A 23,071-nucleotide genomic window follows, 5' to 3' on the forward strand; every position below is an offset into this window, starting at 1 on the left:
GGAGCGGCGGGCGGCCGGGTCAGTGCTCGATGTACTCGGCTTCCCAGTCGGTCCGGGCCTCGATCTCGCGGCGGCCGCGGCGGGTCAGCGTGTAGTAGTTGGTGCGGCGGTCGCGCTGGCCCTTCTCGACGAGCCCCTTCTCGACGAGCGTGTCGAGGTTCGGGTAGAGGCGGCCGTGGTGGATCTCCTTTTCGTAGTACTCTTCGAGTTCCTCCTTGATGGCCAGCCCGTGCGGCTCGTCGAGCCCCGCGATCACGTAGAGCAGGTCTCGCTGAAAACCTGTGAGGTCATACATACGACTGCTTAGACATATTATCCGAAAATAAATAAATATACCGTTACATCTGTCCTCATACGACCAGCCGGCGGCACCTACGCCTCCGTAACCGACGGGTTCGTTCTGTCAACTCCGTAACTGTCATCCGAAATAGAGCGGGTATTCGGCGATGGGAAGTCGTTACGGTTACCTGATACGTGCCCGGAGCCCGCGGCTCACAGGAACGACTGGCTGTCGGAGTAGGGCGCCGATCGGAGAGAAACCGAGCGGCTCCGATCGGGCGCGACGAGACGGAGGCGAGGCGCTATCGGATCAGGGCGTGCGAGGCGCTATCGAAGCAGGATATGCCGGACGCTGTCGGATTAGCGCTCGAAGAAGGCACGCCCGACGCGGAAAAAAGCCGCGTCGAGCCTGCCGATTGGTCCCCGCTGACGCTTCGGCCCTCCAGACGAAGCGTCACCTGACGATAGCAGGTAGAGCGTAATAAACGTGTTGTACGCCGCTCACATGTGTTCTTCTTCTAACACCCAGCCGAGCGCGCGCTTGTAGTGCGCGAACAGCTCCTCGACGCCGCGGTGGTTCATCTCTTCGTCGTCCAACTGCTCGCGCAGGAACTCGTACTGCTCTCTGATCTCCTCTTCCGAACGCATACCACTCGGTACGGAGCGGTCCCGGATAGTGTTGTGGCCGGAAGGGTGTCGAGCGGTTGACGGGGCGCCGTCGCCGAGACTCTCGCGACTGACTGAGGGCTCACCGGATCCGGAGGGTCATCGATACCACCAGACGACCACGCCGACCACGAGGAGTGCGCCGACGGCGGTCAGTACCCCGCCGAACCGCGGTGACCACCCGACCGTCGCCACGCCGAGAAGCGTCGCCACACCGAGCATCGCCGTCAGGAGACCGGTCACCAGAAATATCGCGCCCAACACGACATCGGGGACCAGCTTTGCGACCTCGTCGATGAGCAGGTCGAGTGTCTCGTCGAGCATGGGGACCGGCCGTGTTCGGCCGACGACGGTGCCGGACTAAATGCTGTCGACGGTCAGTGACGAGGAGAGGGCCTGAGGCCAAATCACGGCCGCCTGGTTACACATATGGATCGTAGTTCGACAGAGGACACCGCAAATTCCCAGCCGCGGGGCCGCGCCCGTACCGCGCAGCGCCCCACGCCTCCCCAGCCTCGCGGCTCGCGCTCTTCGAGCGCTCGTCGCCACGCGCCGCCGCGTCTTTTCGATGAGTACTGTCGCGGACACCGGCGAACGGTAACGTTGATACGTCGACCGCGGGTACGAGAGGAGACGAATGGACGACCGGACTCGCGAGTACCTCCGGGGGCGGTTCGGCGACTACTACCGGTCGGTGTCGCTGTCGCTCCCCCCCGACGCGAACCTCCGCGAGTGGGGGCACATCCCGTGGACCCCCGGATCGGGGACGACGATGGTCCGTCACCAGTCGCTGTACGACCTCGGCGACGTGGACACCTTCTTCGCCGACAACGCGCCCCGGCACGCCTACTTCTCGGCCGCGCGCTACGACGACCCCGGAGCGACGACGATGGGGCAGAAGGGGTGGCGGAACGCCGACCTCGTCTTCGACCTGGACGCCGACCACCTCCCCGGCGTCGACCCCGAGACCACCTCCTACCCGGAGATGCTGGCGGCATGTAAGGACGCGCTCGTGCGGCTGCTGGACTTCATCGACGACGATTTCGCGTTCGAAGACGTGACGGTCGTCTTCTCCGGTGGGCGGGGCTACCACGTCCACGTCCGGGACGAGAGCGTGCGGGAGTTGGACAGCGAGGCGCGCCGCGAGATCGTCGACTACGTGCGCGCCATCGACCTCGACAGCGACGGACTGATCCGGACGGTCTCCGAGCGGGGGACAACGAAGCGCGTCCTCCGCACCGAGGGCGGGTGGGGCGCGCGCGTTCACGACGCGCTGGTCGAGTACGCCGACGACCTCCGCGAGATGGGCGACGAGGCCGCGCGCGAGCGCCTCATGGAACTCGACGGGATCGGCGAGGGGCGCGCGGAGACGATCCGCGGCGCGTTTGACCGGAACCCGACCGCCGTGCGCGAGGGCAACGTGGAGGCCGGCGGGCCGGGCGTCCGCCGGCTCGTCTCCGCGCTCGCCGCGCGCGTCGCCGCGACCGACGCCGCGCCGATCGACGAGCCGGTGACGACCGATACCCGGCGGCTCATCCGGCTCCCGGGGACGCTCCACGGCGGCTCCGCGCTCGTCGTCACGCCGCTCGACCGCGACGAGCTCGCCGACTTCGACCCGCTCCGGGACGCGGTCCCGGACCGGTTCGTCGGCCGCGAGATCCGGATCGAGACGGACGCGGATCGGACGGTAGAATTAAACGGCGAGCGCGTCAGAGTTGAATCCGGTAGAAACACCGTGCCCGAGTTCGCGGGAGCCTTCCTGATGGCCCGCGGCGAGGCGCGGAAAGCTCCCGAACGATGACCGACGACAAATGAACCTCGACGAACTCCGATCCGCGCAGGCGAAGGAGCGCCGGAAGGACAGCCTCCAGCACCTGCGGGACTCGTTTTACGACGACGTGGGCGCGTACGTCGCGGACCTGCGCGCCGCGCGCGACCGCCGCGCCGAGCAGGTCGAGAACCCGTTCTCCGACGACGACGTCCGACGGCTCTCCGACGAGGTGGAGACCGCGGAGGAGGTCGCCGAGGCGCTCTACGAGCGCCGGGTCGGGAAGGTCGTCAAGCTCGCCTCCTTCGCCGCGGCCGACATGTCCGTCGACGAGGAGGGAATGACGGCCGAGGAGCGGCGGCTGTTCGACGACCTCGTCGAGCGCATCAGCGCGAACAAGTCATCGGTGCTCGACGTGCTCGCGGGCGAGTCGCCGGTCCCGGACGAGTCCGCGACCGCGGACGGCGACGACCGGCCGCTCGGGGCCGAGGAGGGGTCCTCGGCCCCCGAAGCGAGGACGCCGGACCCAAGTCGGGCAGACACCGACTCACCCGACGGTGGCCCCGAGCCGTCGGACGCGGACGCGGCTCCCGCCGACCCGGAACCCGAGCCGTCGGACGCCGCTACGGCGTCGGGCGACGCCGGCGCCCTCGCCGGCGCGATGGGCGGCGACGGGGGAGACTCCTCCGCCGACGCCGAGCCGGAGCCGAACGAGGACCGCCCGGCGCCCGACCCCGAGTCCGCGTCCAACGGCGGCGAGGGTCCGACGCCGGTGCCCCCCGAACCGGCGCCTCCGGGAGCGGTCGGGGCCGACGACGCGGCCGACGCCGACGACACGATCGGCGACAGCGCGATCGGCGACAGCGGCACGGTCCCGGGCGATCGCCCCGCGGGAGACACGGACGAGGGGGCCGACCCCGGCGCGACGACGGACGGGGGAGCGATCCCCGAGTCGCCGGCAGGGGGCGGATCGGACGCGGCTGCGGAGCCGGGTGCCGGTTCGAAGCCTGACCGGCCCACCGAGCGAGCCACGGTGCGGATCACCCGCGACGTGGGAGCGATCTTCGGCGTCGACGAGCGGGAGTACGAGCTCGCGAGCGAGGACGTGGTCTCACTGCCCGTCGAGAACGTCGATCCGCTCGTCCAGCGCGACGCCGCCGAGCGGATCGACTGACCGCGGTCGGCGAGGTCGGTCGCCCAAGTGAGTGACTCACTGCGGTCGACAGCGCCGCTCGGCCGACCGACGGACACTAACGCCAGCGGCCGCTACGGTCCCTCGATGGAGATCGAGTTCCTCGGCGGCGCCCGCGAGGTGGGGCGGAGCGCCCTCCTCGTCGACGACGCGCTGCTCGTGGACTACGGACTGATGACCGCGGAGCCGCCGCAGTACCCGGTTCGCGATCCCGAGCCCGACGCGGTCGTCGTCTCGCACGGACACCTCGACCACGTCGGCGCGGTCCCCGCGCTGCTGAAGGGCGACCGCCGCCCGCCGATCCACTGGACGCCGCCGACCGGGGAGCTCGCGCGGACGCTCGCCGAGGACACGCTGAAGCTCCACGGGAACAGCCCGCTGTGCCCGTTCGGCGCCGAGCACGTCGCGCGGTTGGGCGAAGTGGAGGTGCGACACGGCTACGGCGACCCCTTCCCGGTCGCGGGCGGGATCGACGGCGGCGGCTACGAGGTGACGCTGTTCTCGGCCGGGCACATTCCGGGCTCGGCGCACGTCCTCGTCGACGACGGAGACACTCAGCTGCTGTACACCGGCGACTTCCACACCGACGACCAGCGGCTGGTCGCGGGGACGACGGCGCGCCCCGACGCCGACGCGGTGATCTGTGAGTCCACCTACGCGGACGTGACGCACGAGGACCGCGCCGCGGTGGAGTCGGCGTGGGCCGAGCGCGTCGAGCGGACCCTCTGGGAGGGCGGCACCGTCGTCGCGCCCGCGTTCGCCATCGGCCGGACGCAGGAGATGCTCCTCGTCGCGGCCGCGAACGACCTCACGCCGTACGTGGACGGGATGGGCGTCGGGGTGACGGAAACGCTCCGGCGGTACCCGTCGTTCCTCCGTGACGCCGACGCGTTCGGGGAGGCGGTCGGGCAGGCGCGCGTCGTCACGGGCCGCGACGGCCAGCGGAAGCGGGTCACCGCCGAGAGCGCGCTGATCGTCACCACCTCCGGGATGCTCGCGGGCGGCCCGGTCCAGACGTACCTCCCGGAGATCAGGACGAGCCCGACAAACCTCGTGACGCTCACGGGGTATCAGGTGGAGGGGACGCCCGGCCGCGAGCTACAGGAGCGCGGGCGGTTGGAGCTGAACGGGCAGGTCAGGCCCGTGAGCGCGCGGGTGGCGTCGTACGACTTCTCCGCGCACGCCGACCGCGAGGGGCTGGAGTCGTTCCTCGACGCGTACCGGGACGCGCGCGTGCTGGTGAACCACGGCGACCGCTGCGAGGCGTTCGCCGCGGACCTGCGCGCGGACGGGGTCGACGCGAGCGCGCCCGAGGTCGGCGAGCGAATCGAGCTGTGAACGGGGTCACTCGTCCTCGACGACGGACGTGTTCCGGACGGTTTCGGCGTCGAGCGGAACCCCCGTTCGTCTGACGCCGGGGCCCTCTCTCGGAGCGACGTGGTTCGCTCCGTTCCACCCCGGGTGGAAGTACGCGACCCCCTGCTCGGGGAACGCGACGCCGACGATCCACTCGTTCGACGCGTTAGTCGATAGCTGCGGCCGCACTGGACTCGACGGATTCAGGCTCGCGACAGTTTCAGACCAGAGACTCCCCTCGGAACCGTTCGCACCCGGGACGGAGTCGGTGAGCCAAACGGTCGCCTCGACGGTCGCGCGTTCCCCGCCCGCCTCGACGAAGGCGTTCCCGACGCCCGCGTACCGGACGCCGGTCACCATCGGGCTCGTCGGGACGCAGGAGACGGTGTGGACGCGGCTGAGCGAGACGCTCACCCCGCCGCCGTTCCCGTCGACCTCGAAGACGAGCGGGACTCGCTCCCGCACCGGGCAGCGCAGGGTAACGTCGACCGCGGCGGCGGCGCCCTCGTCGAGCGACGAGGGGGGGTCGACTGACTCGATCGTCGCACGTGGCGATCCGGACGGCGCGATCGATACGTCGACATCGATGTCGTCGAGGTCGCTCCCGAACCGGTTGCGGTACTCGACGACTGCCGTCAGCTCTCCGTCGCGGACTTCGTCGGCGAGCGGCGCGTAGCCGAGGTACGCGCGCTCGTCGTCGGTGACGTTGACCGCGAGCCCGCGGTCGGCCTCCATCGCGGTGAACCCGGCGGTGCCGAATATCAGCCCGGTCGCCGCCGCGAACGCGAGCGCGATGCTCAGCGCGCGGAGCGGCCGTACGCGGGTCGACGGCGACGTAGCGACGTTCATTCTCGGCGGCGGAGTTCGGGGGGTTTCTCGGTGTTCCCCAAGCGCGTCCTGCGGCCGATGACGTGGTGGGCCACCGAGGAGATCCCGAAGACGGTGGCAGTGAACACCCCCACGTCGAGCGCCTCCAGCCCGGCGAATCCCGGTGTCCCCGTGACGACGGCGAGGAGGAGCGAGGCGGCGAGGGCCGCGAGCCCGACGTAGTAGAGGCTCCACGGGATCTCCCTGCTTCGGAGGACTTCGACGTAGATGTCGAGGCTCTCCAGCTCGGGTGTCGGCTCGACGAGGTTGGCCTCGTCGTCGACCGTCACCACGTTCACCTCCTCTAACTTCGGCAGGTGCGTGCGCTGAAGGGTGCTGTACACGTTTCGGCGGTCCTCGTACTTGACGTCCGTCGGGTCGATATCGTGTTCCCACGCGGTGACGTGCGTGGAGAGTTCGGAGACCTCGATCGGGCCTTCCGCCCGCTTGAGCGCGTGAATGACGAATCGGCGTCGTCTGTTCGACAGGATTTCGAAAACCTCGTCTTCGGACAGTTCACCTCCGTTCTGACCCGTCTCGCGTGTCGGAGTTGTAGAGAGCATCGGTGTGAGCACCCTAATTTGGCGCCGGTCGGTCCCTCCCGCGAACCGGCGATATTCACCTGTAGCGTGCGCGTCGGCCCGGCATAAATAGGTTGGATAGTTAACTTGTTATGTTAGTAATGGGATAGGAACAGCCTCGGCTCGTCGCCTTTCGCGGAGCAAACGGGTCTGAGAACGGACCGATTACCGGGTTCCAAGGGGTTGTTGCGGATCGAAGCGGGTTCGAACAGCGGATCGCAGCGTCTCCACGCCGGCTTCAGGGTCGGATCGATACGGCTCATGAGCGGCAATTGTCTCGTATTGAGCCGTCCACATCGCGTATCGTGTCACCCATGTCGCGTATCGAGATCGGCACGCGAACATGTCGAGAATATCATAACGAAGTATCCCTCCCTGTATGTGATACCCAAGCACTTCCGGCCCGGATGTCCGGGTCGCGGGGGTGTGTGAACACAGGTGAGATACGATATGGAACGACGCAAGTTCATTGTTGGACTGGGTGCACTGGCTTCAGGAAGCGCGGCTGCGATGGGGACAGGCGCGTTCACCGCTGCGGAACTCGATGGACGAGAGGCGAACATCGGTGTGGTCAACGACAGCAACGGTCTCATCGGGCTCCAGTCCGGAGGATCCGAGTACGTCACCAACACCGGAGGAAGCGGCGAGAACGAGCTGATGATCGACCTCAGCTCGACCGGCGGCGGTGAGGGTGTCAACCCGAACTCCACCTACCAAGTCGGCGGACTGGGTCAGTTCGACTCCAGCAATATCGATCTAGTTCCGGGCGATCCGACCGTGGACCCACCGGTCGGACAGGTCGCTATCGACACGACCACGCTGATCTCGGAGGAGTACGCGTTCAAGGTGATGAACCAGACGGACAGTCCGAAAGACATCGAGGTTACCTACAACGCGAACGACGAGCCGTTCCCGGACGGTACGCGCCTCTTCCTGGTTGCCTACTACCCCGAAGGAGGCGATAGTTCCGAACAGGAGGAGGGCCTCGTCGTCGGGAGTGTCGCAAACGAAAACGCCAAATCGGCCAGCATCATTTTCGACGACGACCAGCAGTACTCGGCGTCGATCGGGTCGGGGAAAGAGTTTTTCGTCACGATTCTCGTCGACGTGGGCGGTGCCGCCAGCGGCACCGATCTCGGCGGTACCCTCACCGTCCGCGCCGGAAGCCACGACGACTTCACCAACACCGACGCGGGGACGTAACACCGCTCTCGGAGTATCATCATGAATCGACGCGATGTCGTGGTCGGACTGGGTGCGCTCGTCGGGACGGGAGCCGCGGCGTCCGGCACCGGCGCGTTCAGCGCGGCGGAGGCCTCCCGGGAGGCGAAGATCAACGTCGTCGACGACAGCGACGGGCTGGTCGGACTGGTCGCGAACGACGCGGTCGCGGGCGTTCGGATGAACACCGGGGGCGAGCTAACGATATCGCTCGGTGATGACGACCCCGGAGTGAACGTCGGCTCGGTATATCAGTTCGGGGCCTTCGTGTCCGACAACGGTGTGACCGACATCACGGGCGACACGTTCTCCGTGGTCGCGGCCGACGACCCGTCGGACATGAGCGGCGGGCAGGAATCCCTTGAGTCCGCGTTCGCCGTCGTGAATCAGTCGGCCAACGACCTCGCTCTCACGGTCGACTTCGAACTGCGAGACGACAGTGACGAGGGAACAAAGTACGCCTTCGAGCTACAGTCCTCGCAGGGCGGTGGCGGGACGCGGGAAGGGCTCGCGACGAGCCCAATAACAGGCCAGCTCACCGCGCAGCTGGCCACCGGCGAATCGATCGGGGTCTCGTTCATAGTCAATGCGCTAGACGGAGCGACGGCAGACGAAATCGCGGGGAGTCTGAGCCTCTCTGCGACGACCGTCTAGCGATCTGCGTTTTCCCTATTCCCCGCCGTCGGTGTACGCCCAGTCGTCGAGGACGCGCTCGGCGGCCGCGTTCGCCTCCGCCGGGGAGGGGCAAGAGCCGTCGACGACCTCTTCGGAGAGTTCGCCCGCGAGGTCGTACACCGCGGCCCCGTCGGCGCGCTCGGCGACGCGCTCGAAGGTGGGCCGGTAGCCGGCGGCGGCGCGCTGACCGATCTCGTCGAGCGAGGCGTCGATGGTGTACTCGAGCTGACGGACCGCTTCCTCGGGTTTCATATCCAATTGTCCGACTCCGACCTACTTAAATGTACTCGGATTCGGAACTGAGTTAATTTCGACTCGCGCCCCGCGTCGAACCGACGTTTATACTCCGCGGCGGCGTCGACTGGGCGCATGACCGACGCAGACGAGCGCGGCGCCGATTCGGGCGGGCGCGAGGAGGTCCCCGCTCCCGCGGCCCGCACGGACGACGTCGACGAACGCGCCGCGGTCGCGAAGCGTGCCGCGGAGGCGGGCGCCGCGGTGGCGAACGAGGGCTTCCGGAGCGACATCGCGGTGGAGACGAAAGGCGAGGACGACGTGGTGACCGAGGCGGACCGCGCCGCCCAGCGCGCCGTCATCGAGTCGATCCGCGAGTCGTACCCCGACGACGCGGTCGTCGGCGAGGAAGAGGACGAGCGCAAGACGGTCCCCGAGTCGGGCCCCGCGTGGGTGATCGACCCCATCGACGGAACCCACAATTACGTCCGCGACATCCGCGTGTGGGCCACCGCGGTCGCCGCCGTCGTCGACGGCGAGCCGGTGGCGGCGGCGATCGTCGCGCCCGCGCTCGGCGACACCTACATCGCCGACGCCGAGGGCGCGTACCGCAACGGCGAACCGATCGCGGTGAGCGGCGTGACCGAGACCCGGCACGCGACCGTCGACCCGACGATCTGGTGGGAATACGACGCCCGCGACGAGTACGCCCGCGCCTGCGAGGCGATTGTCACCCGCTTCGGCGATATGCGCCGGCTCGGCGCGGCGCAGGTGGTCCTGCCCACCGTCGCCGCCGGCGGGCTGGAGGGGACGATCACGAACGTCGCGGCGAACCCGTGGGACACGGTGGCGGGCGTCTTCGCGATCCGACAGGCCGGCGGGCGCGTGACGGACTTGGACGGGAACCGCTGGCGGCACGACTCGACCGGGCTGGTCGCCTCGAACGGCGCACTCCACGACGAGGTGCTCGCGGCCGCGAACGAGATCGAATCAGACTGATAAGCGGAGTCCGTAGTCGTTGCTGGTCAGTGCCGAGTCGTTAGGTGATAAATCGAGGTCGCCGATCGGTGGATAGCCGCCGTATCCGTTCAGTTATAACTGGCTGATAGCGGATCGACGGCGAACACCGCCGAAGCCACAGTCGCTTGTTTATAAATGACTGGTGGCGGATCGACGGCGAACACCGCCGAAGCCCCAGTCGCGAGGACGACGCACGCTCGTTGCGCTCCTCGCTCGTTCGCTTCGCTCACTCGCTGCGGTGCTTACGTCGCCTGCGTCGTCCTCGCGACTGCCCCTTCGAGTCCCGCCCCGCACCGCGCCTCACGCCTCCCCAGCCTCGTCGCTCGCTTCGCTCGCGACTCCCTCGCGCGTGCTCCTCGCGGCCGCCGGAGGCGGCCACTCGGAGGCACGCGCCACGGCATCGTGTTGGGTTGTCGAGAGCCCGGCCGCGTCTCGGAGCCGAGGGTTCAACTTCGGGGCCGGCGAACCCCGTCGCATGTACGCGGTCGTCGGCTGTAACGAGTGCGCCAACATGTGGCTGGTCACGGACCCGGAGACGAGCGAGACGGCGAAGTGCTCGCGGTGCGGCAAGACCCACCGGACCGCCAAGCTCAAGCGCTTCTTCGAGTCCGAGGAGCGCGCGGCGGCCCGCCAGGCGCGGTCCGCGCTGCTCGCCAAGAAGCGCGGCGACAGCGCGGCGTTCGCCGAGGTGGACCACGTCGCCGACCTCGAAGCCGCCGTCGAGGACGCCGGCATCGGCGACCGCGAGTACCTCGAGTCGTCGGGCATCGACGCCGACGCCGTCGACGAGGCCGCCTCGCGCGCCGAGGGCGGCGGGGGCGGCTCCCGGAGCCGCACCGAGGTCGTCCGGGACGCGGTCGACGCCCTCGACGACCCGACAGAGGCGGCCGTCGTGGATCGCGCCGCGGCCGACGGCGTCCCCGCCGACGCGGCCCGCGAGATCCTGACCCGCCTCGCGCACCGCGGCGAACTCACCGAGTCGAACGGGCGGTATCGCCTCCTCTGAGCTCGGTTCCAAGCGCAGACGCCGACTGGACAAAGCACTTATATGACGCTCGTGAGGGGTCGCGTATGGACACCCGCACGGCCCTCCTGGCGGCGGCCGCCGCCCTCCTCGTCGCGAGCGCGGTCGGCGCCGTCGCCGTCCCCGGCGCGATCACCGACCCGCGGGAGACGAACGAGCCGCCCGGCCGGATCGACGTCGCCGGCGCGACCGTCGCGCCCGGCGAGGTGCGCGGCGAGACCGCCGAGCTCCGGCTCGGCACCGACCTCCGCCACCGCGGCTCGACAGTCGAGAACGTCACGGTCCGCCACCGCGCGATCGGCAGCGAGTCCGGCCTCCTCGTCGACGAGACCACGGTCGACGTGGGCGACGTCGACTTCGAGGGGGAGCAAACGGTCAACGGCACGGTCGACGTCGAGCGCGAGGGGGGCTACCGCATCGAGACGGTCGTCTTCGCGGACGGCCAGCGCCGCGAGGAACAGACCACTCGCGTCGGCGGCGTCGCGGCGCTCACGCCCGACTACGCGGACACGAGGGTCGGCTTCACCGACGGGACGGTCTGGCCGACGGTCGCCGTGAGCGTCACCGAGGCCGACAACGAGACGGCGACGCTGTCGGCGTCGATTTCCGTGACGAACCGCGGCGACGAGCCGAGCGACGACGTCGACCTCCGGCTCTACCTCCGGCAGGCGGAGTCGAACGTGATCGCCGGGGAGGCGACGGAGACCGTCGGCACCGTCCGCCCCGGTCGCACCGACACCGTGACGGCGACCGTCGAGGTGCCGAACGGCTACAACTACTACGTCGACGCCGCGCTGTTCGACGACGACGTGCTCGTCGACGAGACGCAGGGCGTCGCGAACCTGAACCCGCAGGAGACCCTCTCCGCGAACGAGACGGTCCGCGACGTGCAGTTCACCGTCGAGGACTTCGAGCGCGGCGAGGGGGGCGTCGGCGGCGACAGTGCCGGTGACGACGGAGCGACGCGAGACGGCGGCGCCAGCGGCGACGCGACACCCGGTTTCGGTCCGCTCGTCGCGCTCGTCGCGCTCGTCGTCACGGCGCTGCTCGCACGGAGGCGACGATGACTGACGAACCGCCGCGTGCTGATGCGACCGACGAACCGCCACGTGACGGCCCGAGCGACGACCGCGCGACTGCCGACGGCGACCGCACCCGCGACCCACCACAGCCAATGACAGACGACACCGACGCGACCGACCGCACGGAGACGGGTCCCGACCGGACGGACCCGGAAGAGACCGACACGGACTACTGGACGGAGCCGGCCGGCTCCGGCGGCTTCGGCCGCCTCTCGACCGACGACCTCCGCGGGCTGCTCGACCGCGTCGGGCTGGCAGTGCTGTCGCTGCTCGCGGTCGTGGCTGGCTGGGGGTTCTACAGCCAGTCCGGCAACGCGATCCGCACGTGGTTCGATCCGGCCTACCAGTCCGTGGCGCTCGCGGTGTTCAACCTCGCGGTCCTGCTCGTCGCGCTCGCGGGCGTGGCCCACCAGCTCCGTCGGATCCGCTCGGCGGAGTCCGGCGGGTCCGAGTAGACCGGCGCCGGAGACAGCCGGCGACGACGAGCCGGCCCGCTACTCATCGGGGATCTGCTCGGTGTCCGTCGGGATTTGTTCCACCTGCCCCGCGAGCGTCGCAGCGTCGCCGGCGACGGTGGAGGGCTCGACGCCGGCCTCGCCCGCGACCAGCCTGACGTGTGCGGCGAGCAGCGCGAGCGCGCGGAGTCCCGCCCCCTCCGGGTCGTCGTCGGTGCGCTGGGCGAACGTGGTGTCGACCTCGCCGTCGCGGACGACGCCGACGTGGACCGCGTCGATGTCGTCGCCGTCGAGCAGGTCGCGGGCGCGGGCCAATTCCGCCTCGAAGTCGTCGCTCGCGGGGGCGTCCGCACCGCCGGCGGCCGCGGATCGGTCGTCGTCGCCGGCGGCCTTGGAGACGGACTCGTCGGAAGCGGGGTCGTCGCTCATGTCATTCCCTCGGACGAGCGAGGTGAAAAGCGCGGCGACGACTTACACGAGACGTCCGAGGGACGAGCGGAGAGGAGGGCGGAGCCGCGACAGGGCGGGGTTACTCCTCGGGCTGGGATTACTCTTCGGGTCGGGGACGCGCGATGAACAGCGCCTCCTCGATGGTGAACGGGTCGTACGTCGACTGGTGGCAAACGCAGTACGAGCCGTCGGCGGCGTCGTAGCGGGCCGACTCCTCTAGCTCCTTGTAGCCCGGAATACAGCAGAAGTGGGTACAGACGTTGAGGTACGCCATGAACCCCTGATCGGTCGAGGCCTGGAGCCACTCGTCGTTCTGGGCAGCCTCCTCGATCTCCGGCGAGCGGATCACGATCGCGTTGAGGTTCGTGTCGGAGTCCTCGGAGCGCCACGTGGTCATCGCCGGCTTGCCGACGCCGTCGCTGCCGATCCCGTTCCCCCACTCCTCGTAGTCGTCGAAGTCGTCGATGTGGATCCGGTCGCCGCCCGAGTAGGTGTTCGACTGCCAGTCGTACGGCGGGCCGCTCGCGGCGCGGAACAGGTTGTCGGACTCGAAGTTCGGCTGGACGTTCTCCTGCGACTCGACGCCGCAGTACTGGAACCACGCGCCGGAGTAGGTCGTCCCGCCGAGCTCCTCTTGTGCGACCTCGATCTCCTGTCCCTCCTGGGTGATGGTCGTCGTCTCGGGCCAGATGCCCTCAATGTACCCGTCGTCGTTGACCTGAACGGGGATCTGCGGGAGCCCGCGGGGCGCCGGACCGCCGGTCTGCGCGATGGTCTTCGCGATCGTCGACCCGCCGCCGACGCCGCCGGCGGTCGTCAGGGTGTTCACGGTCGCCGACCCCATCGCGCCGACCCCAGCGAGGGCCGCGCCGCCGACGACGCCCTTCACGAAGCGTCGCCGCCCGGACTCAGACGGATACTTATCGGACGCACTCATGCTCGCTACTGAGGTTGGATCGGTAAAAAGGGTGACGAACCCTCCACAGCGGCGAGAATCGGAGCCATTCCGGGTCGACGGCGACGCTTCGGAACCGGGCCGCGCCCGGGACCGACGAGTCGCCGCCGCCATCGCCTCCGGCCGGGGTCGGCAAGGAACGTTCGTGATCGAATTTACTCGGAACCGGGGCAAGCATTCGTCTAGCCCACGGATTTAACCGATCCCGACCGAACTGTCTGTGGTATGAAGTTGCATAATCGGGACGTGCGGACGGACGTTCGAGAACTCGGGGCGCTGGTGGGAGACGTCCTGGCCGCACAGGCGTCGACGGACGCGTACGAGACGGTCGAGACGCTGCGGAACGCGGCGATCGATTACCGGCGGGGAGACGCCGCGGACCGGGCCGCCCTCCACGAGGCGGTCGCCGACCTCTCGACGACACGCGAGGAGGTCGTCGCCCGCGCGTTCACGACGTACTTCGAGCTCATCAACCTCGCCGAGGAGCGCGAGCGCGTCCGCGCGGTCCGGAACGCCGACGACGGGACCGCCCTCCACGACTCCTTCGACGCGACGATAGCCGAGTTCGCCGAGGCCGGCGTCGACGCAGACGAACTGGAGGAGCTGCTCGCCGACGTGCTCATCGAGCCGACGTTCACCGCTCACCCCACGGAGGCCCGGCGGTCAACCGTGAAGTCCAAGCTCCGCTCGATCGCGAACCACCTCGGCGAGCTCGACGAGCGCAACCTCACCGACCGCGAGCGGCGCGCCGTCTGGCGCGACGTCACCGCCGAGGTAACCAGCCTGTGGGGCACCCGACAGGTTCGCCAGCGGGCCCCCGAGCCGGAAGACGAGGCGCGCAACGTCCAGTGGTACCTCGAGAACACGCTGTTCGACGTCGTCGGTGACGCCTACGAGGAGTTCGAGGAGACCATCTCGAAGGAGTACGACGACGTCGACTGCCCCAAGCTCTTCGAGTTCCGCTCGTGGGCGGGCTCCGACCGCGACGGCAACCCGTTCGTCACGCCCGAGGTGACCGACGAGACGCTCGAACGCCAGCGCGAGGTCGCCGTCGAGAAGTACCGAGACCGCTGTAAGCGGCTCTCCGCGGTGCTGAGCCAGGACGGCGACCGGTACGCCGACGGCGACGCGCTCGCGGAGTCGCTCGCGGCCGACGCCGAGCGGTTCCCGACCGTCGTCGAGGAGGCGCGCGAGCGGTACCCCGACGAGCCGTACCGGCAGAAGCTCCGGCTGATGCGCGAGCGCCTCGACCGCGTCAACGACGTCCGGCCGGGCGAGTACCCCGACGGCGACGCGTTCCTCGACGACCTCGACGTGATCGCCGAGTCGCTCCGCGAGGACGGACAGGAGTCGGTGCTGGAGTCGTTCGTCGAGCCGTTCCGCCGGCAGGTCGACACGTTCGGGCTCACGCTGGCGTCGCTCGACCTGCGCGACCACCGCGAGAACCACACCGAGGCCGTCGCCGAGGCGGTCGCGGCCGAGGGCGTCGACTACGCCGAGATGGACGAAGACGAGCGCGTCGACTTCCTCACCGAGGCGATCCTCCAAGAGGACCCGGTCGTCGACGTCGACGAACCCGGCGACGTCTCCGAGACGACGGAGCGCGTCCTCCGCCGGTTCGCGTCGTTCGCGGGCTGGCAGGACGAGTACGGCCAGCAGGCGATAGACACCTACTGTATCTCGATGACGGAGGAACCCAGCCACGTGCTGGAGGTGCTCTTCCTGGCCGACCAGGTCGGTGTCGTCTCCTTACCCGACCACTGCGCGGTCGACGTCGTCCCGCTGCTCGAGACCGAATCGGCGCTCAACGGGGCCGAGCGCATCCTCGGTACCCTCTTCGAGAACGAGGCGTACGCGGCCGCGCTGAAGGCACGCGACGAGGTCCAAGAGGTCATGCTCGGCTACTCCGACTCCAACAAGGAGAACGGGTTCCTCGCCGCGAACTGGGACCTCTACGAGAACCAGCGCCGGATCGCCCGGTTCTGCCGCGAGGAGGAGGTCACCCTCCGGCTGTTCCACGGCCGCGGCGGCTCCATCTCGCGCGGCGGCGGCCCGATGAACGAGGCGCTGACCGCGCTCCCGAACGAGACCGTCACCGGACAGGTGAAGTTCACCGAGCAGGGGGAGGCGATCGCCGAGAAGTACGCCAACCCGCGGATCGCCGAGCGCGAGCTCGAACAGATGCTGGACGCCCAGATCCGCGCCCGGAAGGAGGCGAACGAGGAGCCGGTCGAGAACGTCCCGGACCGCTGGGTGGAGGCGATGGAGGTCATGGCGCCCGCCGCCCGGGAGACGTACCGGGAACTGCTGAACAGCGACGGATTCGTCTCCTACTTCGAGCAGGCGACGCCGATCAGCGTCGTCGAGGACCTCAACCTCGGCTCCCGGCCCGCCTCCCGCTCCGGCGAGCGCAGCGTCGAGGACCTCCGCGCGATCCCGTGGGTGTTCTCGTGGACCCAGACGCGGCTCATCCTCCCCGGCTGGTACGCGATCGCCTCGGGGATCGACGCCTACCTCGACGAGGTCGGCGAGGAGGAGGGGATGGAGACGCTCCGCGAGATGTTCGACGAGTGGCCGTTCTTCCGGACCACGCTCGACAACGCCTCGCTGGCGCTCGCGCGCACTGAGCCGGAGATCGCCGCCGAGTACGCCGACCTCGCCGACGACGAGCTCCGCGAGCGCTTCTTCCCCGAACTCGTCGACGAGTACGAGCGCGGCCGCGAGCTAGTGTTGTCGATCAGCGGCCGCGACCAGCTGCTCCGCCGCGAGTGGCTCGAAGAGAGCCTCGACCGCCGGAACCCCTACGTCGACCCCCTGAACCTCCTCCAGGCGAACCTGCTCGGACGCACCCACCGCACCGACGAGGAGGAGCGCACCCTGCGGCTCACCGTCAACGGCATCGCCGCCGGGATGAAAAACACCGGATAACCCGGGGTCGGTCGCTACCAGACGATCTCGTCGCCGACCGCTACCGTTCCCGACTCCACGATGCGGGCGTCGAGCCCGCCGCGACCGTCGAGCGCGGTCACCGCGTCGGACTCCTCCGCGAGATCGGCCATGTAGCCGCAGGGCTCGCAGCGACCCGTCCCCTCGACGGTCGCTTCGCCGACCCGGAACCGCTCGCCGACGAGTTCTCTGAGGTCGACACCACGCGTCGTGACGTTGCGCCGGTGCGCGCCCGCCTCTAGGTCGACGCCGTGTTCGGCGGCCGCGGCCGCAAGCGTCTCGGCCTCAATCAGCGTGATGTCGCTCGGCTCCAACTCCGACTGCTCGTTGTAGATCCCGTCGCCGTCGAAGTAGCGGTCGCCGCGGAGCCCGCGGTCCGCGACCGCCTCGACCGCCTCCCGGGGCTCCGGGTCGCCGCCCGTCCCAGAGGCGACGTGAATTCGTTCGACCGTGCCGACGCGTGACTCCGTCATGCGCGACTCACGCCGGCACTCCGAGACGCGGGATCAAGAAGGTAGCGGGGGAGCGACCGAAGGAGAGCGTCCGAGGAGAAGAAGGCCGACGCGTATGTGTCGATTTACCCGATATCAGATTTTGTATAGCGGTGTTTGGTTTACGACGTGCGCAACGGGCGAACTCGCGAGACGAAGCAGCCGCTTGCGAGACGCGTGCGATGTGACCGAGAAAGCAGTCGCTACGGCGGTAAAGCGGCCAGAAACAGAGATATCGGTTTACGCGTAGCGTTCGAGTTCCGGACGGTCGAGGTCCTCGAAGACCTCGGTCGCGACCTCGGAGAGGAACGCCTCGCCCTCGTCGGAGAGGCGGCGACCCTCGCCGGAGGCGGTCGTGACGAGCCCGTCCTCTTCGAGCGCCTGGAGCGACGAACGGATGAGCTTACGCGAGCCCCCCTCGTGCTCGCCGGGGCGGACGATGTAGCGATTGGAGCCGCGCTTCTTCGAGCCGTACTCGGTCGCGAGCCGCTCGATGCCGATCGGCTCGTTCTGCGCGACCTTTCGCAGGAGGCTCGCGGATCGGACGTACCAGAAGTCGTCCTGCTCCGGCGGGAGCTCCTTGCCTGCGCCGGTTTTGGCGAACTCGACCCAGTCGGGCTCTTCGATCCGGTCCTCGAGGCGGGCGGCGACGGCCTCGATGAGGTCGTCGGCCGGCACGTCGTAGATGGTCACCATTGGGTGTCGATTCACGCCAGCGTCGTTTAAAAGCATCGTATCGCGAACGACCCGTGTGAGCCGTTTTCACGGGATTGCGGGCCGCTGCGGATGACTCACGGTTCGGTGAGCGTGCCGGTCAGCGGCGGTCGCGGCGCTACTCGGCGTACTCGTACTGGCGCTCGTTCATCCGCCCCCAGCCGGTGAAGACGAACTCCCCGTCGGGCTGGGTGAACTCCTCGACCTCGCGCCCGAGGTCGGCGTCGTACTCGTGGACGTCGTGGACGTCTTCGTACTCCTCCCACGTCAGGTCGTAGCGGGCGTCGAGCTGGTCGTCGATGTCGAGCCTCTCGATCTCGGCGCGCCACCCCTCTCGGATCGTCTCGGCGTGGATCTCGGCCTGCGCGCCCGAGCCGTAGGAAGCGACGAGTAGCGTGTCGCCGACGAACTCGCGGTCGCGGGTCAGGGCGTCTCGGAGGGCGCTCACGCGGGCAATGTGGACCGAACTGGTGTACCAGTTGCCGACCTCGCGAGAGAGGCCGAGCGTCGGCTCGACTGCCGTGTCGTACCACGTCTGGTACTGCTCGGTGGTCTTTAACTCGTCCATGTACCCGCGGATCGCCTCCTCGTAGGCCTCCCGGTCGTCGTACTCGCCTTCGCGGGGCTGGCGGCCGATCTCGTCGGCGAGCGCGTCCTCGTGTGCTGTATCGCGGATGACGTGACGGTAGGCGAGGAGCGCCGCCTTCCGGACCATGCCGGGGAACGGCGTGTGGAACGGCGCGTACGCGAAGTCTTCCAGCTCGATGTCGTCCGTGACGGACTCGTAGTCTTCGAGGGCCTCGCGCATCCGGGAGAGGTACACCTGGACCGACCGCTTCCCGTCGACGCTGGGGAACTGCTGGTTCGGCTTGAGGAAGTCAGTCTCGTCCTTCGAGCCGTACCCCTGGTCCGTCGAGAGCTCGACGATCGAGGGGTCCTCGTCGATCAGCATCGCGACGGCGCCGGCGCCCTGCGTCGCCTCGCCGGGGTCACCGCGAGCGTACAGCGCCGTGTCCGTGGTGATGACGAGCGCGGGGCGGTCGCGGTTCCGGCCGGCGCGGATCCAGTTGTACGCGTCGTCAATGGCCTGCGTTCCGGCGAGGCAGGCGAACTTGCGCTCGCCCTTGTTGGCGTGGGTGAAGTCGCCGTCGTACACCTGTTCGAGGCAGCCGGCGATATACGTCGACACGGGCTTCGAGTGGTCGAACGCCGACTCGGTGGCGACGTCGATCCGGCCGACGTCCTCGGGTTCGAGCCCCTTCCGGTCCATCAGCCCCTTCGCGGCGTTCGCGCCCATCGTGACGATGTCCTCGTACACGTCGGGGAACGAGGAGTTAGTGAGCCCGAGCCCCTTCGTGTACTTCTCGGGGTCGTCGCCCTTCTCCGGCGCGAACGTGCCCGGCAGGTCGAGTTTGAGCTTCCCGGTCCAGATCTCGATGCCGTCGATCCCGACTGCGGTCATACACGGTCGTTCATGCGGCCGGCATATGGCTTTGTCGATGGGAATTACGTCGATTGTGGAAGTGCTGTCGGAACTCGCATGTGATGCTGCTCAATACAGACGAACTCGCTCAATCAGTGTATGACTGTATAGCTCCTCTAATTGTTTCCTCTTCCTGGATTACCCCCGCTCCCGTTCCCGCCCTGTATCCGTTCCTCCGCATCAAAGTATATCTTTTTGACGCTCCCATCTTCTAGCCGAAGCGAGATCATAATATCTGCGTTAGATTCTGAATTAATGATACTAATTTCTTTTATTCTACTATTAAAATTATCAAATTCAATTTCAGTCTTTACTCCTGATTGAACTGTGACTCTCGGATCAAACACGTATTCAAAGTCTCCGTTACTGGAACTCGCTTCGTTTGATTCGTCACTTGGAGAGTCAACGTAATCCCGAAGTGATCTTGTCCCCCAATTGGATAGGCTGGCACCATCACGAGCAAAAATATCACCCACCCAATAGAAGATGTAAACAGTTGTCGAATGCTATTCGCCGAACAGGTTTGTTTTGTTATGGAGAGTATTCTATATAGAACGTCTTCGTGGTACCATCGTTGAATCCAACATTGACTACGATGTAGCTACCTGAAGGTTGAGTGTTCTGGAACGTGTAGTCGCTCGCGCCTCCCGGCAAAGCCACACCCTCTCTTCTTGTGAAGGGACCAAACCTGATCGAGGTTGACCCACTGACGGCGGTGTCATCGATATCTATTGTTGTACCATCAGACGCGTATCCACCGCTTCCCGCATTGTATTTGCGGTTCTCATTAATCCATATTCCATTGAGATCTGGTCGGGACCCATCTGGCATATTTGTGGTGTCGACGCTGGCGTTGACTATTGTAAAGGTTGATCCACCAGTATCGAAGCGGAAGAAAAGATGTTCGCCAGAACTGTTGATATTTATATTGTTGTCAGAACTTATTTGACTGGAGGCGCCACTACCGCTCCCATCACTCCTATCGCTCCCGTCACTACCACCGCCACCGGCGGGCCCAATGTTGTCTTTCGTCGCTTCTCCCGTTGGTTCTCTCTGAATGCCCACCGAATTCACGCTGATATTGTCAGGGCTGTCAACCCGAAGCAGCAGCGCCGAGACCTCGCTTGATTCGGGATACGCGGCATCATCCATCCCCTGATACGTCACCGAACCATTCTCGATCGACTCGTTCCAGTAGCCGTCCTCGCTGCCGAGTCGTGTCGGTATACGGACGTCGAGTCCTCCAGACAGTTTCGACAGATTGGTCGCATTGCTCGTCGGGTACAGCTCCACGGCAACCTTCCGAGTGCCGGACGCGCTGAAGTCGTTCTGGACGGCGGTCAGTCTGAGCGTGTCGTTGTCGACCAAGATATTCTGATCTTCGATGATTACGGCAGGACGGTTCGAGTCCGTCTCTTCGACGTAGAGAACGGAGTTGTCGTACCACGTCGACCCCGATTCGATCTCGTTGTACCGCGGCCGGTACTCGATAAATCGCGTGGAGACGTTCACTGTGGTGCCGGAGTCGTCGGTGATCGTGATGTTGTACGCGTCGCTGGTCCGCAGCGTTCCCGCCGGGTCTGGCGGGTTGATCGTGAACGTCCTAGTCCGGTAGCTCGTTCCGAGTTTCACGTCGAGGAACTGCGGACGCTCCGACTGTCCGGCAGCGGAAATCGCAGTTCGGAGTTCGACGAGATCATTCTGAACTGCTTCGAAGTGTTCGAACTCCGTCTGTCCGTTCTGCTGCGGAACGATCTGTACCTGATACAGCGAGAGCGCAACAATCAGGAACCCGAAGAGGACCACCGTCCCGATCACGACCGACTGGCCCCGACGGTCGCGACTGAAGCGCATTGTGCGATGTCGTCGCCGAACGGGTATAAAATCCTCCGTTGCCTTCTCAGTCGCGAGAATTGCGTCCGTGCGGCCGCAACCGGTGCGTGCGCGGCTTTAGTCGTTGTCTGCTCGCCGGTCCGTCAGCCACGCCGACCCGACCGCCACGACGCCAGCGAACCCGCCGAGCAACACCGCCTGCGTCCAGTTGAAGCCAAGCAGCGTCCCGGTGACGAGTGTCACGAGGAGGAACGCGACGGTGAGCGCACCGAGCGTCGAACCGAAATCGGCGGAGGCGTCAGCGTCGGTCATAGTCGAACGTCGCGGCCTCGGGCGATAAAACGGTCCGATCCGGTGGAGTCGGCGGTCCAGCCTGGGGGGACCGCGGCCGTTCGATCGCTGTTGTAAATCGCATAGCGCGATATCAAATTGTGTTTGCGGCGTGAGCCCCGCCCGCCGACCGGTCCGTTTTTGCGCGCGGCCGCTGTTGCGGCGCGTATGGCGAAACAGCCGCACCTGCTGGTCGAGGAGGGCGACGTCCACGAGATCGCGGTCATCCCGGGCGATCCGGGTCGCGTCGACCGGATCGCCGACCTGTGTGACGACAGCGAGGTCGTCGCGCAGAACCGCGAATACAAGCTCGTCAACGCGACCTACGACGGGGTCGACCTCACGATCTGCTCGACCGGGATCGGCTGCCCGTCGGCCGCCATCGCCGTGGAGGAGCTCTCGCGGGTCGGCGTGGAGACGTTCGTCCGGTGTGGCACCTGCGGCGCGCTCCAGCCGGAGATGGAGGTCGGCGACATGGTCGTCGCGACGGGCGCGGCCAAGGAGGAGGGGACGAGCAAGCGGTACGAGTCGGCGAACTACCCGGCGGTCCCGGACTACGACGTACTCACCGGCTTGGTCGATGCGGCCGAGGACAACGACGAGGAGATCCACGTCGGCCCCATCGTCTCGGACGACGCGTTCTACAACGAGGACGACGAGTACGTCGAGGACTGGAACGACGCGAACCTGCTCGCGATCGAGATGGAGGCGGCGACCGTCTTCTCGCTCGCGCGGCGCAAGGGGCTCGCGGCGGGCGCCATCTGTACGGTGGACGGTAACCTCGTCGCGGGCACGCAGAAGGGGGCAGACTCCGACGACGAACTACCGGAGAAGGCGAAGGACAACGTCGAGCGCGCGATCCGGATCACGCTGAACGCGATCACCTCGCTGTAAGCGAAGGGAGCGGCCCCGCGGCCGGACTCACTCCTCCGCGCGGAACTCCACGAGCGTCAGGTCGCGGTCGAGCGCGCACGTCTCGTGCGGGGGGTCGCCGAGCACCTGATCGATGACGCGCTCCTCGTCGAAGTCGGCGCCGTCGGGGACGCAGTAGCCGTGGCTCGGGCACTCGGTGTGCGGGCAGGGACCGGCGAGCGACGCCTTGCTCCCGGCGTACGCGCGCTTCGACGGGACGTTCGCCGGGACCGACGCGGGCTCGACCTCGACCGCGCGGACGCCCGCGTCGTGGACGGCGCAGTCGAGCGTCTGGGCGTTCTCGCGGATGTCTGTCACCCGGTACCGCTTCCCCTCGGTGAGGTTGAGACACTGGCCGCGGTAGGGACACCCTTCGCAGCCGGCCGATTCCCCTTCGTAGACGAACTCGCGGCCCACGTCCGCGAGCCGAGTCCCGATGAGCGTGACCGTGGTCATGCCGGGAGCGACGCGCCGCGCGGCCGTAAGCCTCCCGCCTTTGCCGGCGTCGCCGGAGCGTCGTGAACGAGCAACTCGCCT

Annotated in this window: 26 protein-coding genes; 11 read left to right on the forward strand and 15 right to left on the reverse strand. The window is 67.5% G+C overall.

The features are described 5' to 3' along the window. Nucleotides 1–19: 19 nt before the first annotated feature. The 3 genes from EO776_RS12785 to EO776_RS12790 form a co-directional block, all read right to left on the reverse strand. Nucleotides 20–295 carry a PadR family transcriptional regulator gene (locus tag EO776_RS12785; protein WP_004597247.1) on the reverse strand — a complete coding sequence of 92 codons (276 nt, stop codon included), beginning with the start codon at nucleotides 293–295 and terminating at the stop codon, nucleotides 20–22. A gap of 485 nt (nucleotides 296–780) precedes the next feature. Further along, nucleotides 781–927 carry a hypothetical protein gene (locus EO776_RS19045; RefSeq protein ID WP_167373080.1) on the reverse strand — a complete coding sequence of 49 codons (147 nt, stop codon included), beginning with the start codon at nucleotides 925–927 and terminating at the stop codon, nucleotides 781–783. Between the two features lie 117 nt (nucleotides 928–1,044). Next, entirely contained in the window at nucleotides 1,045–1,269 is a 225-nt protein-coding gene (locus EO776_RS12790) for a hypothetical protein (RefSeq protein ID WP_049930346.1), read from the reverse strand. Between the two features lie 313 nt (nucleotides 1,270–1,582). Here EO776_RS12790 and priS point away from each other — a divergent pair, with 313 nt between their 5' ends. The 3 genes from priS to EO776_RS12805 all read left to right on the forward strand — a co-directional run bounded on the left by priS (nucleotide 1,583) and on the right by EO776_RS12805 (nucleotide 5,243). Further along, nucleotides 1,583–2,746, forward strand: coding sequence for a DNA primase small subunit PriS (gene priS, locus EO776_RS12795; protein WP_129452435.1), 1,164 nt, complete (start codon nucleotides 1,583–1,585; stop codon nucleotides 2,744–2,746). Nucleotides 2,747–2,756: 10 nt separating this feature from the next. Further along, nucleotides 2,757–3,887 carry a hypothetical protein gene (locus EO776_RS12800; protein WP_100050404.1) on the forward strand — a complete coding sequence of 377 codons (1,131 nt, stop codon included), beginning with the start codon at nucleotides 2,757–2,759 and terminating at the stop codon, nucleotides 3,885–3,887. A gap of 105 nt (nucleotides 3,888–3,992) precedes the next feature. Next, entirely contained in the window at nucleotides 3,993–5,243 is a 1,251-nt protein-coding gene (locus EO776_RS12805) for an MBL fold metallo-hydrolase (RefSeq protein WP_100050405.1), read from the forward strand. Nucleotides 5,244–5,249: 6 nt separating this feature from the next. Here EO776_RS12805 and EO776_RS12810 read toward each other — a convergent pair whose 3' ends face one another. Together EO776_RS12810 and EO776_RS12815 are read right to left on the reverse strand one after the other, a co-directional pair. Beyond that, nucleotides 5,250–6,110, reverse strand: coding sequence for a hypothetical protein (locus EO776_RS12810; RefSeq protein ID WP_100050406.1), 861 nt, complete (start codon nucleotides 6,108–6,110; stop codon nucleotides 5,250–5,252). Then, nucleotides 6,107–6,691 carry a DUF7344 domain-containing protein gene (locus EO776_RS12815; RefSeq protein WP_086216943.1) on the reverse strand — a complete coding sequence of 195 codons (585 nt, stop codon included), beginning with the start codon at nucleotides 6,689–6,691 and terminating at the stop codon, nucleotides 6,107–6,109. Before EO776_RS12815 ends, EO776_RS12810 begins: the two co-directional genes overlap by 4 nt. A gap of 468 nt (nucleotides 6,692–7,159) precedes the next feature. On the opposite strand from EO776_RS12815, the gene EO776_RS19370 reads away from it, so the two are divergent. Together EO776_RS19370 and EO776_RS12830 are read left to right on the forward strand one after the other, a co-directional pair. Continuing rightward, a complete protein-coding gene (locus EO776_RS19370) occupies nucleotides 7,160–7,912 on the forward strand; it encodes a hypothetical protein (protein WP_246041430.1) in 753 nt (250 codons plus the stop codon). Nucleotides 7,913–7,933: 21 nt separating this feature from the next. After that, complete coding sequence (locus EO776_RS12830; RefSeq protein WP_086216942.1) at nucleotides 7,934–8,584, forward strand: hypothetical protein; 651 nt, start codon at nucleotides 7,934–7,936, stop codon at nucleotides 8,582–8,584. 15 nt (nucleotides 8,585–8,599) lie between these two features. Here the strand turns inward: EO776_RS12830 and EO776_RS12835 are convergent, their stop codons facing one another. Continuing rightward, nucleotides 8,600–8,857 carry a hypothetical protein gene (locus EO776_RS12835; protein WP_049930330.1) on the reverse strand — a complete coding sequence of 86 codons (258 nt, stop codon included), beginning with the start codon at nucleotides 8,855–8,857 and terminating at the stop codon, nucleotides 8,600–8,602. Between the two features lie 117 nt (nucleotides 8,858–8,974). On the opposite strand from EO776_RS12835, the gene EO776_RS12840 reads away from it, so the two are divergent. From EO776_RS12840 to EO776_RS12855, 4 genes are all read left to right on the forward strand, one after another. Beyond that, nucleotides 8,975–9,838 (forward strand): inositol monophosphatase family protein, encoded by an 864-nt coding sequence (locus EO776_RS12840; RefSeq protein ID WP_049930328.1) that lies wholly within the window; start codon nucleotides 8,975–8,977, stop codon nucleotides 9,836–9,838. A 496-nt stretch (nucleotides 9,839–10,334) separates the two neighbouring features. After that, nucleotides 10,335–10,865, forward strand: a complete 531-nt coding sequence (locus EO776_RS12845) for a DUF5817 domain-containing protein (protein ID WP_049930326.1) — start codon at nucleotides 10,335–10,337, stop codon at nucleotides 10,863–10,865. 65 nt (nucleotides 10,866–10,930) lie between these two features. After that, entirely contained in the window at nucleotides 10,931–11,950 is a 1,020-nt protein-coding gene (locus tag EO776_RS12850) for a DUF7490 domain-containing protein (RefSeq protein WP_086220236.1), read from the forward strand. Next, nucleotides 11,947–12,420 (forward strand): hypothetical protein, encoded by a 474-nt coding sequence (locus EO776_RS12855; protein WP_049930323.1) that lies wholly within the window; start codon nucleotides 11,947–11,949, stop codon nucleotides 12,418–12,420. The genes EO776_RS12850 and EO776_RS12855 overlap by 4 nt, the downstream gene beginning before the upstream one ends. Before the next feature lie 39 nt (nucleotides 12,421–12,459). Here EO776_RS12855 and EO776_RS12860 read toward each other — a convergent pair whose 3' ends face one another. Both EO776_RS12860 and EO776_RS12865 read right to left on the reverse strand, forming a co-directional pair. Continuing rightward, nucleotides 12,460–12,849 carry a hypothetical protein gene (locus EO776_RS12860; protein WP_049930320.1) on the reverse strand — a complete coding sequence of 130 codons (390 nt, stop codon included), beginning with the start codon at nucleotides 12,847–12,849 and terminating at the stop codon, nucleotides 12,460–12,462. 118 nt (nucleotides 12,850–12,967) lie between these two features. Next, a complete protein-coding gene (locus EO776_RS12865; protein ID WP_089308331.1) occupies nucleotides 12,968–13,807 on the reverse strand; it encodes a Rieske (2Fe-2S) protein in 840 nt (279 codons plus the stop codon). Between the two features lie 243 nt (nucleotides 13,808–14,050). Between EO776_RS12865 and ppc the strand changes: the two genes are divergently transcribed. Next, entirely contained in the window at nucleotides 14,051–16,753 is a 2,703-nt protein-coding gene (gene ppc / locus EO776_RS12870) for a phosphoenolpyruvate carboxylase (RefSeq protein ID WP_049930316.1), read from the forward strand. A 14-nt stretch (nucleotides 16,754–16,767) separates the two neighbouring features. On the opposite strand, the gene EO776_RS12875 is transcribed toward ppc, so the two are convergent. The 6 genes from EO776_RS12875 to EO776_RS12900 form a co-directional block, all read right to left on the reverse strand. Then, nucleotides 16,768–17,244, reverse strand: coding sequence for an MOSC domain-containing protein (locus EO776_RS12875; protein WP_094521430.1), 477 nt, complete (start codon nucleotides 17,242–17,244; stop codon nucleotides 16,768–16,770). A gap of 258 nt (nucleotides 17,245–17,502) precedes the next feature. Then, a complete protein-coding gene (locus tag EO776_RS12880) occupies nucleotides 17,503–17,958 on the reverse strand; it encodes a 30S ribosomal protein S19e (RefSeq protein WP_094521431.1) in 456 nt (151 codons plus the stop codon). A gap of 136 nt (nucleotides 17,959–18,094) precedes the next feature. After that, entirely contained in the window at nucleotides 18,095–19,438 is a 1,344-nt protein-coding gene (gene hmgB / locus EO776_RS12885; protein WP_049930312.1) for a hydroxymethylglutaryl-CoA synthase, read from the reverse strand. 137 nt (nucleotides 19,439–19,575) lie between these two features. Next, the gene (locus tag EO776_RS12890; protein ID WP_129452436.1) at nucleotides 19,576–19,935 is read right to left on the reverse strand and encodes a hypothetical protein; all 360 of its coding nucleotides are present in this window, start codon (nucleotides 19,933–19,935) and stop codon (nucleotides 19,576–19,578) included. Between the two features lie 55 nt (nucleotides 19,936–19,990). Then, nucleotides 19,991–21,313, reverse strand: coding sequence for a hypothetical protein (locus tag EO776_RS12895; RefSeq protein ID WP_094521432.1), 1,323 nt, complete (start codon nucleotides 21,311–21,313; stop codon nucleotides 19,991–19,993). Between the two features lie 96 nt (nucleotides 21,314–21,409). Then, nucleotides 21,410–21,604: a hypothetical protein gene (locus EO776_RS12900; protein ID WP_094494630.1), complete on the reverse strand. Its 195-nt coding sequence runs from the start codon at nucleotides 21,602–21,604 to the stop codon at nucleotides 21,410–21,412. 186 nt (nucleotides 21,605–21,790) lie between these two features. Here EO776_RS12900 and EO776_RS12905 point away from each other — a divergent pair, with 186 nt between their 5' ends. After that, nucleotides 21,791–22,516 carry a nucleoside phosphorylase gene (locus EO776_RS12905; RefSeq protein WP_094494629.1) on the forward strand — a complete coding sequence of 242 codons (726 nt, stop codon included), beginning with the start codon at nucleotides 21,791–21,793 and terminating at the stop codon, nucleotides 22,514–22,516. Nucleotides 22,517–22,543: 27 nt separating this feature from the next. Here EO776_RS12905 and EO776_RS12910 read toward each other — a convergent pair whose 3' ends face one another. After that, nucleotides 22,544–22,990 (reverse strand): UPF0179 family protein, encoded by a 447-nt coding sequence (locus EO776_RS12910; RefSeq protein ID WP_049930303.1) that lies wholly within the window; start codon nucleotides 22,988–22,990, stop codon nucleotides 22,544–22,546. Nucleotides 22,991–23,071: the final 81 nt, after the last annotated feature.

Source organism: Halorubrum ezzemoulense, from assembly GCF_004126515.1.
GTDB lineage: Archaea > Halobacteriota > Halobacteria > Halobacteriales > Haloferacaceae > Halorubrum > Halorubrum ezzemoulense.

What these genes read in the sequence shown, in the direction of transcription:
- EO776_RS19045 (WP_167373080.1), bottom strand. Translation starts at nt 927, where the DNA reads ATGCGTTCGGAAGAGGAGATCAGAGAGCAGTACGAGTTCCTGCGCGAG.
- EO776_RS12800 (WP_100050404.1), top strand. Translation starts at nt 2,757, where the DNA reads ATGAACCTCGACGAACTCCGATCCGCGCAGGCGAAGGAGCGCCGGAAG.
- EO776_RS12815 (WP_086216943.1), bottom strand. Translation starts at nt 6,691, where the DNA reads ATGCTCTCTACAACTCCGACACGCGAGACGGGTCAGAACGGAGGTGAA.
- EO776_RS12810 (WP_100050406.1), bottom strand. Translation starts at nt 6,110, where the DNA reads ATGAACGTCGCTACGTCGCCGTCGACCCGCGTACGGCCGCTCCGCGCG.
- EO776_RS12805 (WP_100050405.1), top strand. Translation starts at nt 3,993, where the DNA reads ATGGAGATCGAGTTCCTCGGCGGCGCCCGCGAGGTGGGGCGGAGCGCC.
- hmgB (WP_049930312.1), bottom strand. Translation starts at nt 19,438, where the DNA reads ATGACCGCAGTCGGGATCGACGGCATCGAGATCTGGACCGGGAAGCTC.
- EO776_RS12865 (WP_089308331.1), bottom strand. Translation starts at nt 13,807, where the DNA reads ATGAGTGCGTCCGATAAGTATCCGTCTGAGTCCGGGCGGCGACGCTTC.
- EO776_RS12835 (WP_049930330.1), bottom strand. Translation starts at nt 8,857, where the DNA reads ATGAAACCCGAGGAAGCGGTCCGTCAGCTCGAGTACACCATCGACGCC.
- EO776_RS12875 (WP_094521430.1), bottom strand. Translation starts at nt 17,244, where the DNA reads ATGACGGAGTCACGCGTCGGCACGGTCGAACGAATTCACGTCGCCTCT.
- EO776_RS12895 (WP_094521432.1), bottom strand. Translation starts at nt 21,313, where the DNA reads ATGCGCTTCAGTCGCGACCGTCGGGGCCAGTCGGTCGTGATCGGGACG.
- ppc (WP_049930316.1), top strand. Translation starts at nt 14,051, where the DNA reads ATGAAGTTGCATAATCGGGACGTGCGGACGGACGTTCGAGAACTCGGG.
- EO776_RS12900 (WP_094494630.1), bottom strand. Translation starts at nt 21,604, where the DNA reads ATGACCGACGCTGACGCCTCCGCCGATTTCGGTTCGACGCTCGGTGCG.
- EO776_RS12880 (WP_094521431.1), bottom strand. Translation starts at nt 17,958, where the DNA reads ATGGTGACCATCTACGACGTGCCGGCCGACGACCTCATCGAGGCCGTC.
- EO776_RS19370 (WP_246041430.1), top strand. Translation starts at nt 7,160, where the DNA reads ATGGAACGACGCAAGTTCATTGTTGGACTGGGTGCACTGGCTTCAGGA.
- EO776_RS12855 (WP_049930323.1), top strand. Translation starts at nt 11,947, where the DNA reads ATGACTGACGAACCGCCGCGTGCTGATGCGACCGACGAACCGCCACGT.
- EO776_RS12840 (WP_049930328.1), top strand. Translation starts at nt 8,975, where the DNA reads ATGACCGACGCAGACGAGCGCGGCGCCGATTCGGGCGGGCGCGAGGAG.
- priS (WP_129452435.1), top strand. Translation starts at nt 1,583, where the DNA reads ATGGACGACCGGACTCGCGAGTACCTCCGGGGGCGGTTCGGCGACTAC.
- EO776_RS12910 (WP_049930303.1), bottom strand. Translation starts at nt 22,990, where the DNA reads ATGACCACGGTCACGCTCATCGGGACTCGGCTCGCGGACGTGGGCCGC.
- EO776_RS12905 (WP_094494629.1), top strand. Translation starts at nt 21,791, where the DNA reads ATGGCGAAACAGCCGCACCTGCTGGTCGAGGAGGGCGACGTCCACGAG.
- EO776_RS12860 (WP_049930320.1), bottom strand. Translation starts at nt 12,849, where the DNA reads ATGAGCGACGACCCCGCTTCCGACGAGTCCGTCTCCAAGGCCGCCGGC.
- EO776_RS12830 (WP_086216942.1), top strand. Translation starts at nt 7,934, where the DNA reads ATGAATCGACGCGATGTCGTGGTCGGACTGGGTGCGCTCGTCGGGACG.
- EO776_RS12850 (WP_086220236.1), top strand. Translation starts at nt 10,931, where the DNA reads ATGGACACCCGCACGGCCCTCCTGGCGGCGGCCGCCGCCCTCCTCGTC.
- EO776_RS12845 (WP_049930326.1), top strand. Translation starts at nt 10,335, where the DNA reads ATGTACGCGGTCGTCGGCTGTAACGAGTGCGCCAACATGTGGCTGGTC.
- EO776_RS12785 (WP_004597247.1), bottom strand. Translation starts at nt 295, where the DNA reads ATGTATGACCTCACAGGTTTTCAGCGAGACCTGCTCTACGTGATCGCG.
- EO776_RS12790 (WP_049930346.1), bottom strand. Translation starts at nt 1,269, where the DNA reads ATGCTCGACGAGACACTCGACCTGCTCATCGACGAGGTCGCAAAGCTG.